This window comes from Mesorhizobium amorphae CCNWGS0123, from assembly GCF_001686985.1.
Classification (GTDB): Bacteria; Pseudomonadota; Alphaproteobacteria; order Rhizobiales; family Rhizobiaceae; genus Mesorhizobium; species Mesorhizobium amorphae.
This window is the reverse complement of sequence record NZ_CP015318.1, coordinates 5305938-5322004: the sequence shown is the minus strand read 5'-3', so window position 1 is coordinate 5322004 and position 16067 is coordinate 5305938. Positions and strand designations below refer to the sequence as shown.

The window sequence follows — 16067 nt, the reverse complement described above, 5'->3', positions numbered from 1 at the left end:
AAATCGTCTGCCTCGGCGCTATTTCGAAACACGCGGTATTCGTCTCCCGTCATGCCAGGACCTGGCGCACATCTGGATCGTCCAGCGTCTGATCGAGCGTCCGGCGCGTGCGCTCGATGATCGCATCGATGTCGCTGTCGGTGCAGCAGAGCGGAGGAGCATAGCCGAGAACCCCGTTGGCAAAGGCACGGATGATGAGGCCGTTGTCCCACGCCCTGTCGAAGACGCGCCGCGCGGGCATGGCCGATGCGGGAAGCGGTGTCTTCTTCTGCTTGTCGACCACCAGTTCGATCGCGGCAAGCATGCCGCGACCGCGCACCTCGCCAACCAACGGGTGGTCGCTCAGGCCTTCCAATCCTGCCATCAAGCGAGCGCCGGCCTTGATGCCATTCTCCAGAAGGCCGTCTTCGTAGAGCCTCAACACCTCGAGGGCGACGGCAGCGCTGACGGGATGGGCGGAGTAGGTGTAGCCGTGGCCGACCGCCGAGTTGCCGGCGCCATCAGCGATGACGTCGTAGACATGATCGGCCATGAAGACGGCACCCATAGGAACATAGCCCGATGTCAGCCCCTTCGCGGTCGTCATGAAGTCGGGAACGATGTCCTCGTCCGTGCAGGCAAAAAGGGGGCCTGTGCGGCCGAAGCCGGTGATGACCTCGTCGGCGATGAACAGGATGCCGTACTCGCGGCAGAGCTCGCGGATCGCCTTGATCCAGCCCTTCGGCGGGACGATGACACCCCCCGAACCCTGGATCGGCTCGGCGTAGAAGGCAGCAACCCGCTCCGGTCCGATCTCCTCGATCTTGGCCTTCAGCGCGGCGAGCGATGCGGCGATGATCGCGTTTCCGTCCTCACCCACCGGGTTGCGATAGGGATAGGGGGAGGGGATCTTGTGCTGCCATTCGAAGGGAATGCCAAAACCGGCGTGAAAGGCGGGCAATGCGGTCAGGCCCGCGCCGACCACCGACGACCCGTGATAACCCTGCTCCATGGAGATGAACTGGTCGCGTTTCGGCTCGCCCCTGGCATTCCAGTAGTAGCGGATGAAACGGATCGTGCTGTCGACCGCGTCCGATCCACCGAGCGTGAAATAGACGTGATTGAGATTCCCGGGCGCGCGCTCTGCCAGTTCCGAGGCAAGCCGGATGGCCGGCTCGGAACCGAGGTTGAAATAGGCGGTGGCGTAAGGAAGCTCACGCATCTGCCGGGCCGCCGCCTCGACGATGCTGTCGTGGCCGTAGCCGGCATTGACGCACCAAAGCCCGGCGAAGCCGTCAACGAGCTGCCGACCGGACGCTTCGGTCACGGTCGCGCCCTTCGCCGATTTCAGCACGCGCACGCCGAGCGCCTCGTGGCCGCGATATGAGGAAACCGGATGGATGAGATGGGCGCGGTCGAGTTCGATCAGGGAATTGGCGAGCATTGTTGTTCTCCGGACTAGCCGAGCGCCTGGTTGGCGAGGGCGTAAACTCTTGGCCTGGGCTGTTCCGCATCCGGCTTGGGCGGACGGTCCATGGCCACGCCGCCGCCGACATGGGCAAGGCCGATTTTCTCGAGCCAGCCGGCAATGCCGGTCCTGCTGTCGGTATCCATGCGCAGGAAGGCGCCCGCGCGCGGCGCGGCGAAGAAGCCGATGAGGGCCCTCGCTGCGTCAGCATTTCCGGCGATGACCGGACCGATCACCTCGCCGCGTCCAAACGGGCGGATCGCGGCATAGGCCTCGATGGCGCCGTTGCGGCGGATGACAGCGAATTCGCCACGCTCGGCAAGCGCATCGATCAAGGCTTCGCGGTCGGCGCCATAGGCGTCGCGGTCCAGCGCCTTGATGTCAGGCAGATCGCCGGCGCGTGCGGCTTCCACGCCGTCGGGCGCGCCCAACGCTGCAACCGTGCCCTGATGCTGCCGGATCGTGCCGGAGGCCACGAAGCCCAGTTTCTGATAAAGGGGCATGCCGTCGGTCGTCGCGACCAGCCGCAGCGGACGGTCGCCGGCAAGGGCGATCGCCTCATCCATGAGCCGGCGTCCGAGCCCCTTGCCCCGCACGTTCCTGTCGACGATCACCATGTTGATCATGGCGCAATCCATGCCGTAGGGCGTCACCAGGATCGTGCCGGCAACCCGGCCCCGGTCGTCGAGCGCGACCGCGCCGCTAGAGAGCTGCAGCGCCATCTGCCAGTCCTGCGGGCGATGCGGCCAATTCTCCTGGCGAGAAAGCGCCACCGCTCCCTCGATATGGTCCTGCCCGAAGTCCTGGATTTCGATCTCGCCCTGCTGCATGAGGCATCCTTCCGTCTGTCCCCAAGTCTCGATCATTGGCGCGTCGCTAATCGTCTGAAGGCTTCGGCTTCTGCGGTATCTTTCGCCGTAGCGCGAGGGGTGCGCCGCATCTTGTGCTGGCGCCCGCCGCGGCGGGCGCGCTTCACGTCTCGCGCGGCGCCGCCACCGGCACACCAGATGCTACAGCGTGCCAAACCGGATGGCGGATACGGAACTTTCTGCTTTCGGGAGGGCGATTTCGGTCAGGTGGGTCGTCACCTGTCGTCCTATGATGAAAAACATCCCAGCGCGGATGTACTTCCACCGGAGATCGACGGACATGCCTTCTTTCAGGCCCAAATACATCACCTTCGACTGCTACGGCACGTTGACCCATTTCCAGATGGCGGAAGCGGCGCGCGATCTCTACGGCAGCCGGCTCGACGAGCCGCGCATGCAGGATTTCATTAAGAACTTCGCGGCCTATAGGCTCGACGAGATCATGGGCGACTGGAAGCCCTATGCCGATGTCGTCCACAACGCGCTTGAGCGTTCCTGCAAGCGCAACAATGTTGTCTTCAGCCCCGACGACGCCAGGATGGTCTATGAGCGTGTGCCGACCTGGAGGCCTCACGCGGACGTTCCGGCCGGCCTGGCGAAGGTGGCCAAGGAAATTCCGCTGGTCATCCTCTCCAACGCCATGAACGCGCAGATCATGTCCAATGTCGAGAAGCTCGGCGCGCCATTCCATGCCGTCTACACGGCCGAGCAGGCGCAGGCCTACAAGCCGCGCTTCAAGGCCTTCGAATACATGTTCGACATGCTGGGCTGCGGACCGGAAGACATCCTTCACTGCTCGTCTTCGTTCCGCTACGACCTGATGTCGGCACACGACCTCGGCATCAAGAACAAGGTCTGGGTCAATCGCGGCCACGAACCAGCCAACCCGTACTATGGCTATGTCGAGATATCAGACATTTCGGGTCTTCCAGGCGTGGTCGGTCTCTGAAACAGGCGGATTGCCGATGAAATTGGTCTCCTACTGGCACGACACCGCCCCTGTCTTTACCGGCGGGGCGCAAGGCCCGGTCGAGGGGCACTACGATGCCGCCATCATCGGCGGCGGCTTCACCGGACTCGCCGCGGCGCGCCAACTGGCAAAAGCCGGCGCGAAGGTGGCAGTGCTGGAGGCGGAGCGCGTGGGGTGGGGCGCTTCCGGGCGCAATGGCGGTCACCTGAACAACGGCCTCGCCCACAGCTACCTTTCGGCCAAGGCGGAGCTCGGCAAGGAACGGGCAGTCGCGCTCTACCAGGCCCTGGACAGTTCCGTCGACACCATCGAGGCGCTGGTCGCCGAGGAAGGCATCGACTGCAACTTCCGCCGCGCCGGCAAGCTGAAGCTCGCCTCCAAGCCGCAGCATTTCGAAGCGATCGCCCGCAACTTCGAAGCCCTCCATGCCGAAGTGGATCCGGATACGGCACTGCTGTCTGCAGCCGATCTCAGATCCGAGATCGGTTCGCCCTTCCACGGCGCGATGCTGTCTAAGAAGAGCGCCATGATGCATATGGGCCGCTATGTGGCAGGCTTGGCCACGGCCGCCGCCCGCCACGGTGCGGTGATCCACGAGAACGCGGCTGTGACCGACCGGAAGCAGGCCGGTGGCAGCCATGAGCTCACCACCTCGCACGGTCGGATCAGCGCCGACAATGTGCTGGTGGCGACCGGCGCCTACACCACGCCGAATTTCAGTTACTTCCGCCGCAGGATCATTTCCGTCGGCAGCTTCATCATCGCCACTCGGCCGTTGAGCGACACCGAGATCGCCGCGACCATGCCCGGCAACCGGACATGCGTGACATCGATGAACATCGGCAACTACTTCCGGCTTTCGCCGGACAGGCGCCTGATCTTCGGCGGCCGCGCACGCTTCTCTGCGACATCGGACCAGCGCTCCGACGCCAGGAGCGGACAGATATTGCAGGCCGGCCTGGCGGCGATCTTCCCGCAGCTCGCCAAGGTCGAGGTCGACTATTGCTGGGGCGGGCTGGTCGACATGACCAAGGACCGCTTCCCGCGGGCCGGCTACCATGACGGTGTCTGGTACGCGATGGGCTATTCCGGCCACGGCGCACAGCTTTCCACCCATCTCGGTATGATCCTGGCCGATGCCATGCTCGGCCGCGAGGACCGCAATCCGATGAAGGGGCTCGATTGGCCTTCCATTCCCGGCTATTCCGGCAAGCCCTGGTTCCTGCCGATGGTCGGCCTCTACTACAAGGCGCTCGACCGGATCCAGTGATCGTCGATCCGGCGTGGCCCGGCTTTGGCAAAAACCGCTTCAGCCCAACCCGCCCATGTGGAAGCTCTTCATCTCAAGATACTCCTCGATACCTGCCTGCGCCCCCTCGCGGCCGAGGCCGGACTGCTTGACACCCCCGAAGGGGGCCACCTCCATGGAGACCGAGCCGGTGTTGAGCCCCACCATGCCGAACTCCAGCGCCTCGCCGACGCGCCAGGCGCGTTTCAGGTTCTCGGTGTAGAAATAGGAGGCAAGCCCGTAGGGCGTGCCGTTGGCCAGCGCGATCGCCTCCTCTTCCGTCTCGAAACGGAAAAGCGGCGCGACCGGGCCGAAGGTTTCCTCGCCGGCGAGCTGCATGTCTTTTGTGGCGCCGGTCAGCACCAGCGGCGCGACATACTGAGGACCCTCCGGCAGCGCCGGCTTCTCGGTGATGATCGAAGCACCCTTGGCGAGCGCGTCCTCGACATGGCGGTTGATCTTCTCGACCGCCGCTATGTTGATCATCGGTCCGATGGCGATGCCGGGCTGCGTGCCGGGCCCCACCGTCATGGCATTGACGCGGGCGGAAAGCTTTGCGGCGAAGGTTTCGTAGACAGCGGCCTGGACGAGGATACGGTTGGCGCAGACGCAGGTCTGGCCGCCATTGCGGAATTTCGAGACAAGCGCGCCCTCGACGGCGAGGTCGAGATCGGCGTCGTCGAAGACGATGAGGGGCGCGTTGCCGCCGAGTTCGAGGCTGAGCCGTTTCACGGTATCGGCCGCGCCGCGCATCAGCAGCGAACCAACTCGCGTGGAGCCGGTGAAGGAGATCTTGCGCACGGTCTCGTTCGCCATGATCTCGTTGCCGATTTCGGCCGGCATGCCGGTGACGATGTTGATGACGCCGGTGGGGATGCCCGCCCGTTCGGCAAGCACGCCGAGCGCCAGCGCCGAGTAGGGCGTGAACTCGGACGGCTTGATGACCACAGTACAGCCGGCCGCCAGAGCCGGCGCGACCTTGCGGGTGATCATTGCGTTGGGGAAGTTCCACGGCGTGATGATGCCGCACACCCCGACCGGTTCCTTCAGCACGATGATGCGCCTGTCCGGCGTCGGCGAGGGGATGGTGTGGCCATTGATGCGGCGTGCCTCCTCCGCAAACCATTTGACGAAGGAAGCGCCGTAGCGGATCTCGCCCCTGGCCTCGTCCAGCGGCTTGCCCTGTTCGGTCGTCAGGATCAGCGCGAGATCGTCCAGATGCGCAAGCATCAGGCCATGCCAGGCCTCCAGGAGGCGGGCACGCTCGGCGTTGGTCTTCTTTTTCCAGTCCCCATAGGCGGACGCCGCGGCCGCTATGGCCGCACGGGTCTCCGGACCGGCCATATCGGGCACCGTGCCGATCGCGCACTGGGTGGCCGGATCGACGACATCGACCGTCTTTCCGGAAGCGGCCGCGAACCATTTGCCGCCGATCAGGCCGGCCTCGCGGAACAGACTTTTGTCTCTTAGATTTTTCATCGAGAACGACCTTGCAATCAGGTGAGCGCCGCGACGACGGCGGCGGTGATGGCGTCCGTGCGATCCTTGCCGGGGATGGTGCCTATGCCTCGCGCAGTTGTCGCCTCGACCGCCTGCATGACGCGGCCGGCCGCAGCCTTTTCGCCGAGATGTTCGAGCATCATGGCGCCGGACCAGATGGTGGCGATCGGATTGGCGATGCCGAGATGGGCGATGTCCGGCGCGGAGCCGTGCACAGGTTCGAACATCGACGGCGCCGAGCCGTCGGGATTTATGTTGGCGGAGGCGGCGTAGCCGAGTCCGCCCTGGATCGCCGCACCGATATCGGTCAGGATGTCGCCGAACAGGTTGGAGGCGACGACCACGTCGAGGCTCTCCGGAGCCATGATCATGCGCGCGGCGAGCGCGTCGACGTGATAGCTGGTGACTTCGACGTCCGGATAATCCGCGGCCAGCTTTCGCGTGATCTCGTCCCAGAACACCATCGAGTATTTCTGCGCGTTGGACTTGGTGACGGAGGCCAGTTTGCGCCGACGCGACCGCGCCTGCTCGAAGCCAAAGCGCAGGATGCGCTCGACGCCGGCACGGGTGAAGATCGAGGTCTCCACCGCGACCTCGTCCATCGTGCTTTGATGCACGCGCCCGCCGGCGCCCGAATATTCGCCCTCGGTGTTCTCGCGGATGCACAGGATATCGAAACCTTCCGCCCGCAGCGGCCCCGTCACGCCCGGTAGCAGACGGTGCGGCCGGATGTTGGCATATTGCACGAACGCTTTCCGGATTGGCAGCAGCAGGCCGTGGAGCGAAACCGAATCCGGCACCTCCGCCGGCCAGCCAACGGCGCCGAGGAGGATGGCGTCGAAGCCGCGCAAGGTCTCTATGCCGTCCTCAGGCATCATGCGCCCGGTTTCTTTGAAGAAGCGGCAGGACCAGGGGAACTCGGTTCCCGTCAGCGCAAAGCCGAAGTTTTTGGCGGCGGTTTCCAGCACCGTCCAGGCGGCGGCGGTCACGTCGCGTCCGATGCCGTCACCGGGGATCAGGGCGATCGAATAGGACTTCATCGGCATCTCTTCACAGGTTGATCAGGACGCTCTTGGTCCTGCGGTTGGCGTGATAGGCCTCGCGGCCGAGATCCTTGCCGATGCCGGAGCGTTTGTAGCCGCCGGTTGGCAGGATATGGTCGCGGGAGCGGCTGTAGCGGTTGACCCAAACGGTGCCCGCTTCGAGCCTGCGCGCGAAGCGGATGGTGCGGGAGAGGTCGGTGGTGAACAGGCCGGAGGCCAGCCCGTATGTCGGATGGCTGGACAGCGTCAGCGCCTCTTCCTCGGTCTCGAAGGTTTGGACGGTCAGGACCGGGCCGAAGATTTCCTCGACGATTGCCGGATTGGCCTGGTCGACATTGGCGATCAGCGTCGGCTCGTAGAAATAGCCGGGAGCATCCATGGCGCCACCGCCGGTCAGGCATTCGCCGCCGGCCGCGACGGCGGCCCGCACGATGCCGTCGACACGTGCCCGCTGCCGCTCCGAGATGATCGGCGAATAGTGCGTCGCCTCGTCCCAGGTCGGGCCTGCCCGCACCGCCTTCATCTTCTCCAGGACCGCGGCCGTAAGCCTGTCGGCCACGCTTTTCTCTACGATCAGGCGCGTGCCGGCTACGCAGGCCTGGCCGGCGTTGAAGGTGACGCTGCCGGCGATTGCCGTCGCCGTCTTGTCCAGATCTGCATCGGCAAAGACGATCTGCGGGCTCTTGCCGCCGAGTTCCAGCGTCATCGGCTTGACGCCGGTGCGGGCGACGTTCTCCATGATGGCCGAGCCGGCGCGGGTCGAACCGGTGAAGCTGACCTTGGCGATCTCCGGATGGCCGGTCAGCGCTGTGCCGGTCGTCGGACCATCGCCGAGCACTACGTTAACAAGCCCGGCCGGCAGGCCAGCCTTAACGGCGAGCTCCGCGATGCAGACCGCCGAGAAGGGCGTCATTTCCGACGGCTTCAGCACCACCGCATTGCCCGCGGCCAGTGCCGGACCGAGCTTCCATCCGGCCATCGAGATGGGAAAATTCCAGGGCGTTATCGCGCCGACCACGCCATAGGGCTCGCTCATGATCATGCCGAGACTGGCGTCGTCGGTCGGCACGAGCTCGCTGCCTTCCTTGTCGGCGAACTCGGCGAAGAAGCGGATCTGCTCGGCGGTGACAGTGATGTCGCCGGCAAAGACCTGGCCTACGGGCCGGGTGGAGCACAGCGCCTCGATGCGGGCGAGCGTTGCGGCTTCCGCTTCGATCAGGTCGGCCCATGTCTGCAGCGCCCTTGTGCGCTCGCGAGGCCGGACGCCGCCCCAGTTGCTCGACTTCAGTGCCGCCCTGGCGCTTTCCACGGCGCGGTCGATCATGTCGGCGCCAGCCACCGGGCAGCCGGCATATGCCTTGCCGTCCGAGGGGCGGCGCATCTCGATCGCGCCCTCGGCCACGATCAGCTCGCCGCCGATGAAATGGCCGACGGGGAGAGTAACCTTGTCCGGATCGAAGCTCAGGCTCATGGGCGACCACTCAGCAGCATTGGCCATGAGCCTAGCGTAGGCGGGCAAGCAGCATGCATCGTTCGGCGAACCGCCGCGGACGAATGTTGCGCGCAGGCCGCGCGGGACGGCAAAATCTGTTGCGATGGCTGAAAACTTCGAGCGGGTCGGTCACCCGACGGTCACGTAGATCTTGCGCACCGTCTCGATGGTCTTCCAGACCCCGGTGAAGCCGGGCTTCATGACAAAACTGTCGCCGGCGCGGTAGTTCACCGGCTTGCCGCCATCGGGCGTGATTTCAATCACGCCGGCGAGGATGTGGCAGAATTCGAAAGTCTCGCCCTTGATCGAGCGCGTCTCTCCCGGCGTCGCCTCCCAGACGCCGGTGTGGACGAGGTCGGACTTGGCGACATCCTGCGCCCAGGTTCTGAACGCGGGGTTGCCGGCAATCAGTCGTTCGGGCAGCGCCCTGGATTCGCGTGGCGGGAAGGCTGGATTGGTGTCGACGGTTTTGAGCAGGGACAAGGGATAACCTTTCATTTGGACTTCAATAGCCGCGCGACCGGTCGACGAGCCCGATTGGGTCGAGCCCGGCGTGGTAGCGCCTGATGTTGTCGATGACGGCGCGCGCGGCGGTGGCCGGCTGGGTGACGCTGGCGACATGCGGGGTCAGGATGATCTTCGGATGCGACCAGAAAGGATGGCTCGCCGGCAGCGGTTCGGGATCGGTGACGTCGATCATCGCCGCCGAAAGTTGGCCGCTGTCGAGGGCGGCGACAAGCGCTTCATGATCGAGCTGCGGCCCTCGGCCCGTGTGGACGAGCGCTGCGCCCTTGGGCAGTTTCGCAAACAGGTCGGCATCGAGGAAACCGCGCGTATCCTCGGTCAGTGGCAGCAGGCAGATCAATATGTCGCTGGCCGCGAGCATCTCCTCCAGCCCGAGCTCACCATGATGGCAGGTCACGCCCTCGATCTGCCGCGGCGAGCGGCTCCATCCAGCGAGCGGAAAGCCGAAGGGCTTCAGCCGGTCGAGGACGGCACGGCCGAGCTGTCCAAGGCCAAGCACGCCGATCCGGCGCGACCTGGCCTGGAGCTGCGGGATATCGCGCCATTCGCCGTCGCGCTGCTGCGCCAGATAGGCCGGCAGGTTGCGGTGGAGCGCGAGCACTGCCAACGTCACATATTCCTGCATCATGCGCACGATGCCTTCCTCGATCATGCGCACGATCATCACGTTCGGAGGCACCGCATCGAGGCGAAGCTGGTCGACGCCGGCGCCGATGGAGAACAGGATTTCCAGGTTGCCGTAGCGGGCGAGATTATCCGGAACAGTCCAGCTGATCAGGTAACGCACGGCGTCGGGATCGACCGTTGCGGCATCGATCGTGAAGGGGACGTCCGGCAGGTCCCTGGCGAAGGCGTCGGCAAAGATCGCCCCGCGGCGTGCATCGGAATTGAACAGGAATGTCATCCCGGTTCCCCTTCAGGCCGCGCAACGCGCGCCCAGCGCCTCGATCAATCGCTGGCAGGCGGCGAGTTCGCTGGTGAGAATGTACTCATCCGGCTTGTGGGCGCGGCCGATGTCGCCGGGGCCGCAGATGATCGCATCGAACCCGGAGGCCTGGTAAAGTCCGGCCTCCGTGCCGTAACTGACGGCGGCAAGCGGCGCCTCGCCTGTCAGCTCGCGCAGCAGTGCTGCCAGCGCCGCGTCCTGCGGCAGCGACAGTGCCGGATAGGCGCTCATCGGCGTCCACTCGATCCGAAAGCCTTCGGCCGCAAGCGCCTCGGCCCGCACCTTTACCGGCGTGAGCAGGCTGGCCGGGTCGACGCCTGGAATGGCGCGCGCCTCCAGATCCAGCGTGCAGGCGCTGGGGATGATGTTGACCGACTGTCCGCCCGCCACCACGCCCGCTTGCAGCGAGGAGTAAGCCGGCTCGAAGGCAGGGTCGAACGGACCGCGTGTCAGCCGTTCGGCTTCGCTCACGGCCGCGCTCAGCGCACCGGCCATGGCGTGGATGGCGTTGAGGCCGAGATCGGGCCGCGAAGAATGGCCGGAGCGCCCGTTGATCGTCACGCGGGCGGCCGCCTTGCCCTTGTGGCCGCGCACGGAGCGCATGCCGCTCGGCTCGCCGACGATAACGCCGAGTGGCTTCGCGCAAAGTTCGGGAAGGCGGGCGATCATGTGCGGCACGCCGCGGCATCCCACCTCCTCGTCGTAGGAGAAGGCGAAATGGATTGGCCTGGCAAGGTGCAGTCCCGCAAGCATAGGCACGGCCGCAAGTGCCGCGGCAAGAAACCCCTTCATGTCCGTGGTGCCGCGTCCGTAGAGCCGTTCACCCTCGCGGCGCAGCGCGAAAGGAGCCGAACTCCATTGCGGCTCGCCGGCGGGAACGACGTCCATGTGGCCGGACAGGATGTAGCCCGGGACATCGGCGGGGCCGATCGTCGCGAAAAGATTGAAACGGTCGCCTTCCGGCCCTGGTAGAACGGAGACCTTCGTCCCGTGTTCTGCGAGCTGGGTCTCGATCCAGCCGGCGATGTCGCCGTTCGGCTTGCCGGCGACCGATGGAAAGGCGACGAGACGGTCGAGGATATCGAAGACGTCCATTCCAGCCCTCAAGGCGTTTCGGGTTAGCCGGGATCGATGCCGACGATTGTGTGCGGCAACATTTCCGCAGAGGATGTCTGCGTTCTCTCGCGATTGCGTGCCGAAAGCGGAAATGTTTCAGTTGAATCTTGCGTTGGCAGGTGGCTTTCGAGCAAATCGTACGGGCCTGTTTGTTTAGCGTTGGTGGACAGAGGGCGGCTGCGGCGTGCCGCCCGTCAATTTGCGGGAATCTTTCAGAGGCATGGACTTGAAGCCGTCCGGAAACTTGAAAATCGACACCTTCTCGATGCGTATCGGCGACATCGAAGGCGTCGAGTTGGACCGGTTGCACGCACTATCTCTGTCCGTGGGATGGCCGCATCGCGCCGAGGACTGGCAATTCCTGCGCGAGTCGGGAGAGGGGTTCGTTGCGCTCGATGACATCGGCCGGGTTCTCGGATCGGCCATGTGGTTCGCGCATGGCGCCGGCTTCGCCACCGTGGGGATGGTCATCACCTCGCCGCGACTCCAGGCGCTGGGGGCGGGGCAATGGCTGATGAACCGGGTCTTCGAGAAGGTCGCCAAGCGCGATCTGCGCCTCAATGCAACGCGCGCTGCGAGGCGGCTCTATCTCTCACTCGACTTCCAGCCGGAGAAGACCGTCTATCAATGCCAGGGCATCGCCCGCCTGCAGACGATGGGTAAGTCGACGAATACTCGAGGCGATGTCCGGAGTTTGGACGCAAAAGATATTCCCGCCGTGATCGCGCTTGATGCGGCAGGTTTTGGCGTTAGGCGGGCGGCGCTCATCGAAAGGCTTTTCGCGCACTCGGCCGGCTATGGTCTTTTCAAGGGTGACACGCTGAACGCGTTCGCGCTCTGTCGCCCGTTCGGGCGGGGCCATGTCGTAGGGCCGGTCTTGGCGGAAAGCGACGCGGACGCCGTGGCGATCGTCCGGCCGCACGTGGCCGACCATACGGGATCCTTCCTGCGGATCGACACCCACATGGACAATGGCGAGTTCGCCGCCTTTCTGTCGCACAGCGGAATGCCGGTTTTCGACACGGTGCTCACCATGTCGATGGGCAAACGCCTCTCCGATTTTGCCGTCGACGGTGCAACTGCACCGGTGACCTATGCACTCGCCAGTCAAACCCTCGGGTAGTCAGCCCAGGACCCGTGCCTTCGCGGCTGTCCACGCCTCGCCGGCACTCTTGCGGGCTAGCAGGAGAACCGACGTCGAGGCAAGACGGTTTTCTGCAACTATGCCGGATCAAACGCAGCAGGCCAAACTGGAAGTGTCACAGCCGTCCAAATTGCTTGAGGCGGGCGCGGATCGATGTAGCCAAGTTTCGATGGTAAAGCGTCGCGGAACCATACGGAACGATACGAGAAGATTTCTGATTTTGGCCCACGAAAAAGTCAATGAAATCAACTGTTTTGATACACCCTCTGGGCCTGCCAGAAATCTTGGTTTGATTAATGAAAATTGCCTTTGGCCCAAAACGTTCTGAGCCATTATGGGCCCTCGGACCTGGGCAAATTCCGATCCTCTAAAGTTGCAAGACTCACAGCCCTCACACGGGCGGGTGCAATCTGCGTCGCCAGAAATAAGCATGCCAAGTGTGGAAATCACAAAAGCCGCATCGGCTGAGGCCGCGCCAGCGATTATCGAGCACAAGGCGCGCCGCTCAAGCTCGACCTGACCGACCATCGGCGTGGCGGAACACACTAAGCTAGATGCCGGGCTGACTCTGGATGGGAACTTCCAGGATTGTCCACGGGATCGACGGATGGCAACTATGCGGCGCAAAGCTGCCGCCGGCGCGATACGAAACAAGCGTAGCCGCAGAAGGGTGCTCCTAGCGATTTGTCTTACGCCACTCCTCGTACTCCCCGCGGGCGTCGTCATGCAGCGGATAATAGCGTTGCAACGACCCGCCCTGCATGAGCTTTTCTCGCGAGAATTCCTCCCAATCGTGATGCTTCTGTGCCTCTTCGATCACCTTCTGGGCCATTGCGACGGGAACCACCACCACCCCGTCATCGTCTGCGATGATGATGTCGCCGGGGATCACCGTGACACCGCCGCAGGCAATCGGAACGTTGACGGCATTGGGATAGATGCTGGTCTGCACATGGTAGTTGGGCGTCCAGCCGCGCAGCCATAGGGGCAGATCGAGCTTTTCGACATTGGGCCGGTCGCGCATGCATCCATCGATGACGATACCCGCGCCGCCTCTGCCCTTGAAATAGGTCGACATCATATCGCCGAAGACGCCCGAGCTCATGTCACCGCGCGCGTCGACCACGACCACATCGCCCTCCTGCGCGTGGTAGAGCACGTGCCGGTGCAGTTGCGTCTCCGGATCGGCATATTCTCCCTCGTTGAAGAGGTCGGGCCGCTGCGGCAGGAACTGCAGCGTCAGCGCCGGCCCGACGATCGACTTCCCGTGGTTCTGCGCTACCGGACCGACCATGTGCGGATTGCGGAAGCCCATGTGGCCAAGCGTGCCGGCAACCGTCGCGGCGCCGATCTCCTTAAGCGCCTCGATCAGGTCTTTAGGCGGTCGCGTGATGTCGGGAGTATGCGTCATTTTAGACTCCGGTGGATGGGAACTACCAGTTCGTCACAGATCCGTCGCGGCGCTTGAGGTGGGGCGCTTCCCAGAAACGGAAACTCTCCGCTTGGATCGCCTCCTCGTTGATCTCGACGCCCAGCCCCGGCAGATCGCTGACCACATAGTCGGCGCCGTCCAGCCGTGGCTGCACGGGGAAGAACTCGGAATTGTCGAAACCCAGCTTTCTTTCCGGCACCCTGGTCTCGAGCCACGCAAAGTTCGCTACAGCGGCGGCGAGATGCACCGTCGCGGCCGTGCACACTGGACCGAGCGGATTGTGTGGCATCAGGTCAACATAGTGCGCCTCGCTCCAGCCAGCGACTTTCATCGCCTCGGTGAGCCCACCGACATTGCAAACATCGATCCGGTTGAACTGGTGGATGCCGCGCTCGATATAGGGCAGAAACTGCCACTTGCTGGCAAATTCCTCGCCGATGGCAAAGGGGATGTCGGTCATCGTTCGCAGCGACTCGTAGGCCTCCGGTGTCTCGTCGCGTATCGGCTCCTCGAGAAAATCGAGCACGCCGCGGCCGAGCTTGTTGCAGAAGCTCGCCGTCTCGGCCACCGACAGCCGATGATGATAGTCGATGCCGAGGACCACCTCGTCGCCCAGCACCTCGCGTGCTTTGTTTAGCATCCTGGCGGTAGCGCCAATCGACTCGCGCGGCTCGAAGATGTCCTTGCTGCTTTGCCCAAACGGGAAGAAGCGGATCGCCCGCCACCCCTGCGCGCGCAGTTCCCGGGCTCGTTCGATGGCAGCATCCCCCTCGGCCTCGTCTCCGGTCGAGGCGAAGGTGGGGATGCGGTCGCGCTGCTTGCCGCCGAGCAGCTCGTAGACCGGCACCCCCAGCGCCTTGCCCTTGATATCGTGAAGGGCGATGTCGATGGCGGAAATCGCCGCCTGCAGAACGCGCCCGCCTTCGAAATACTGGCTGCGATAAACCTCCTGCCAGATCCGGCCGATCTGCATGGGGTCTCGGCCGACGAGAAACTCGCGATAGTGCTCGAGTGCGCCGGTCACGGCCTTCTCGCGACCGCTCAAGCCGCTCTCGCCCCAGCCGAAGATGCCCTGGTCGGTCTCAACCTTGACGAGCATCTGGTTGCGCGTCCCCACCCACACTGGGTAGGGCTTGATCGCCGTAATCTTGAGTTTCGTGATCATTCACACTCGTTCCACACGCATCCGCCTGTCTCAGTTGGCCTGGAGGGCCATCTCCGTTTCGCCGTCGAATAGGTGGATGCGCTCCTGGTCGAACTCGAGCCAGATCTGCTCGTCGGGCGCGACGGCAATGGTCGGCGGAACGCTAATGTTGACGATGGCGCCGGAGAGGAACGCCTGCACGAAGGTGACGTCTCCGGTCGGTTCCACCGTGTAGGCTTTGGCTGGAATGGCGCCGGCAACGGCGCTCTTGTGCAGCTTGATCGTCGAATGTCGCGCACCGAGCACGACCTTCCCGGAGGTCGCTCGTTGGACCTTGCGCGCGTTGGGTTGCGACAGTGCGAGGCTCCAGCCCTCTGCGCTGGTCAACACGATGCCGCCGTTGGCCGTCGATGCCTGTAGTGGAATAAGGCTCATCGCCGGGCTGCCCACAAAGCTCGCGACGAACATGTTGGCGGGATGTGCGAAAACTTGCGCCGGCGAATCGTATTGCTGCAGGTAGCCGCCGTTCATCACAGCCATCCTGTCGGCCATGGTCACGGCCTCGAGCTGGTCGTGCGTCACATAGACGATGGTCGCCTTGAGATCCTGGTGGAACCGCTTGATCTCGGACCGCATCTGCACGCGCAGCTTTGCGTCGAGATTGGAGAGCGGTTCGTCCATCAGGAACACCGCCGGATCTCGAACGAGGGCGCGGCCCAGGGCCACGCGCTGCTGTTGCCCGCCTGAAAGTTCGCGCGGCTTGCGCTCGAGTAGCTGCGTCATATCGAGCACTCGCGCCGCTTCCCGGACCTTCTTGTCGATCTCGTCCTTGGGAAGCTTGCGCATCTGCAGCGGGAAGGCGAGGTTCATATAGACCGACTTCTGCGGATAGAGCGCGTAGTTCTGGAACACCATTGCGATGTCCCGGTCCTTCGGGTCGAGTTCGTTGACCACCCGGTCGCCGATCAAGATGTCGCCCGATGTGATCGGGATCAGCCCGGCGATGAGGTTTAGCGTTGTCGTCTTGCCGCAGCCTGAAGGACCGACAAGCGCAACGAACTCGCCGTCATTGACCGTCAGCGAAACCTCGTTGACGGCTTTGAAGCTGCCATAGGTCTTGATCAGATCTTTGAGGACCACGTGGGCCATCG

At 64.1% G+C, this 16067-nt stretch carries 14 protein-coding genes; 3 read left to right on the top strand and 11 right to left on the bottom strand.

Features of this window, described 5'->3' with window-relative positions; translation table 11 throughout:
• Positions 1-49: 49 nt before the first annotated feature.
• Both A6B35_RS24970 and A6B35_RS24965 read right to left on the bottom strand, forming a co-directional pair.
• Positions 50-1423 carry an aspartate aminotransferase family protein gene (locus A6B35_RS24970; protein WP_006206811.1) on the bottom strand — a complete coding sequence of 458 codons (1374 nt, stop codon included), beginning with the start codon at positions 1421-1423 and terminating at the stop codon, positions 50-52.
• A gap of 14 nt (positions 1424-1437) precedes the next feature.
• A complete protein-coding gene (locus tag A6B35_RS24965) occupies positions 1438-2277 on the bottom strand; it encodes a GNAT family N-acetyltransferase (protein WP_006206810.1) in 840 nt (279 codons plus the stop codon).
• Between the two features lie 319 nt (positions 2278-2596).
• Between A6B35_RS24965 and A6B35_RS24960 the strand changes: the two genes are divergently transcribed.
• Both A6B35_RS24960 and A6B35_RS24955 read left to right on the top strand, forming a co-directional pair.
• Positions 2597-3265, top strand: coding sequence for a haloacid dehalogenase type II (locus A6B35_RS24960; protein WP_006206808.1), 669 nt, complete (start codon positions 2597-2599; stop codon positions 3263-3265).
• A 16-nt stretch (positions 3266-3281) separates the two neighbouring features.
• On the top strand, positions 3282-4556 hold the full coding sequence (locus A6B35_RS24955; RefSeq protein WP_006206807.1) for an NAD(P)/FAD-dependent oxidoreductase: 1275 nt from the start codon (positions 3282-3284) through the stop codon (positions 4554-4556).
• Positions 4557-4595: 39 nt separating this feature from the next.
• Here the strand turns inward: A6B35_RS24955 and A6B35_RS24950 are convergent, their stop codons facing one another.
• The 6 genes from A6B35_RS24950 to argE form a co-directional block, all read right to left on the bottom strand.
• The gene (locus A6B35_RS24950) at positions 4596-6053 is read right to left on the bottom strand and encodes an NAD-dependent succinate-semialdehyde dehydrogenase (RefSeq protein WP_006206806.1); all 1458 of its coding nucleotides are present in this window, start codon (positions 6051-6053) and stop codon (positions 4596-4598) included.
• 17 nt (positions 6054-6070) lie between these two features.
• Positions 6071-7114 (bottom strand): tartrate dehydrogenase, encoded by a 1044-nt coding sequence (locus tag A6B35_RS24945; protein WP_006206805.1) that lies wholly within the window; start codon positions 7112-7114, stop codon positions 6071-6073.
• A gap of 10 nt (positions 7115-7124) precedes the next feature.
• Positions 7125-8588: an aldehyde dehydrogenase family protein gene (locus A6B35_RS24940; protein ID WP_006206804.1), complete on the bottom strand. Its 1464-nt coding sequence runs from the start codon at positions 8586-8588 to the stop codon at positions 7125-7127.
• Positions 8589-8738: 150 nt separating this feature from the next.
• On the bottom strand, positions 8739-9092 hold the full coding sequence (locus A6B35_RS24935) for a cupin domain-containing protein (RefSeq protein WP_006206803.1): 354 nt from the start codon (positions 9090-9092) through the stop codon (positions 8739-8741).
• Between the two features lie 22 nt (positions 9093-9114).
• On the bottom strand, positions 9115-10038 hold the full coding sequence (locus A6B35_RS24930) for a 2-hydroxyacid dehydrogenase (RefSeq protein WP_006206802.1): 924 nt from the start codon (positions 10036-10038) through the stop codon (positions 9115-9117).
• 12 nt (positions 10039-10050) lie between these two features.
• Positions 10051-11175: an acetylornithine deacetylase gene (gene argE, locus A6B35_RS24925; RefSeq protein ID WP_006206801.1), complete on the bottom strand. Its 1125-nt coding sequence runs from the start codon at positions 11173-11175 to the stop codon at positions 10051-10053.
• A gap of 241 nt (positions 11176-11416) precedes the next feature.
• Between argE and A6B35_RS24920 the strand changes: the two genes are divergently transcribed.
• Positions 11417-12319, top strand: a complete 903-nt coding sequence (locus A6B35_RS24920) for a GNAT family N-acetyltransferase (protein ID WP_006206800.1) — start codon at positions 11417-11419, stop codon at positions 12317-12319.
• A gap of 697 nt (positions 12320-13016) precedes the next feature.
• On the opposite strand, the gene A6B35_RS24915 is transcribed toward A6B35_RS24920, so the two are convergent.
• The 3 genes from A6B35_RS24915 to A6B35_RS24905 are packed head-to-tail and all read right to left on the bottom strand — an operon-like array spanning position 13017 to position 16065.
• Positions 13017-13751 carry a ribonuclease activity regulator RraA gene (locus tag A6B35_RS24915; protein ID WP_006206799.1) on the bottom strand — a complete coding sequence of 245 codons (735 nt, stop codon included), beginning with the start codon at positions 13749-13751 and terminating at the stop codon, positions 13017-13019.
• Positions 13752-13773: 22 nt separating this feature from the next.
• The gene (locus A6B35_RS24910; RefSeq protein WP_006206798.1) at positions 13774-14937 is read right to left on the bottom strand and encodes a mandelate racemase/muconate lactonizing enzyme family protein; all 1164 of its coding nucleotides are present in this window, start codon (positions 14935-14937) and stop codon (positions 13774-13776) included.
• 30 nt (positions 14938-14967) lie between these two features.
• The gene (locus A6B35_RS24905; RefSeq protein WP_006206797.1) at positions 14968-16065 is read right to left on the bottom strand and encodes an ABC transporter ATP-binding protein; all 1098 of its coding nucleotides are present in this window, start codon (positions 16063-16065) and stop codon (positions 14968-14970) included.
• Positions 16066-16067 lie beyond the last annotated feature (2 nt).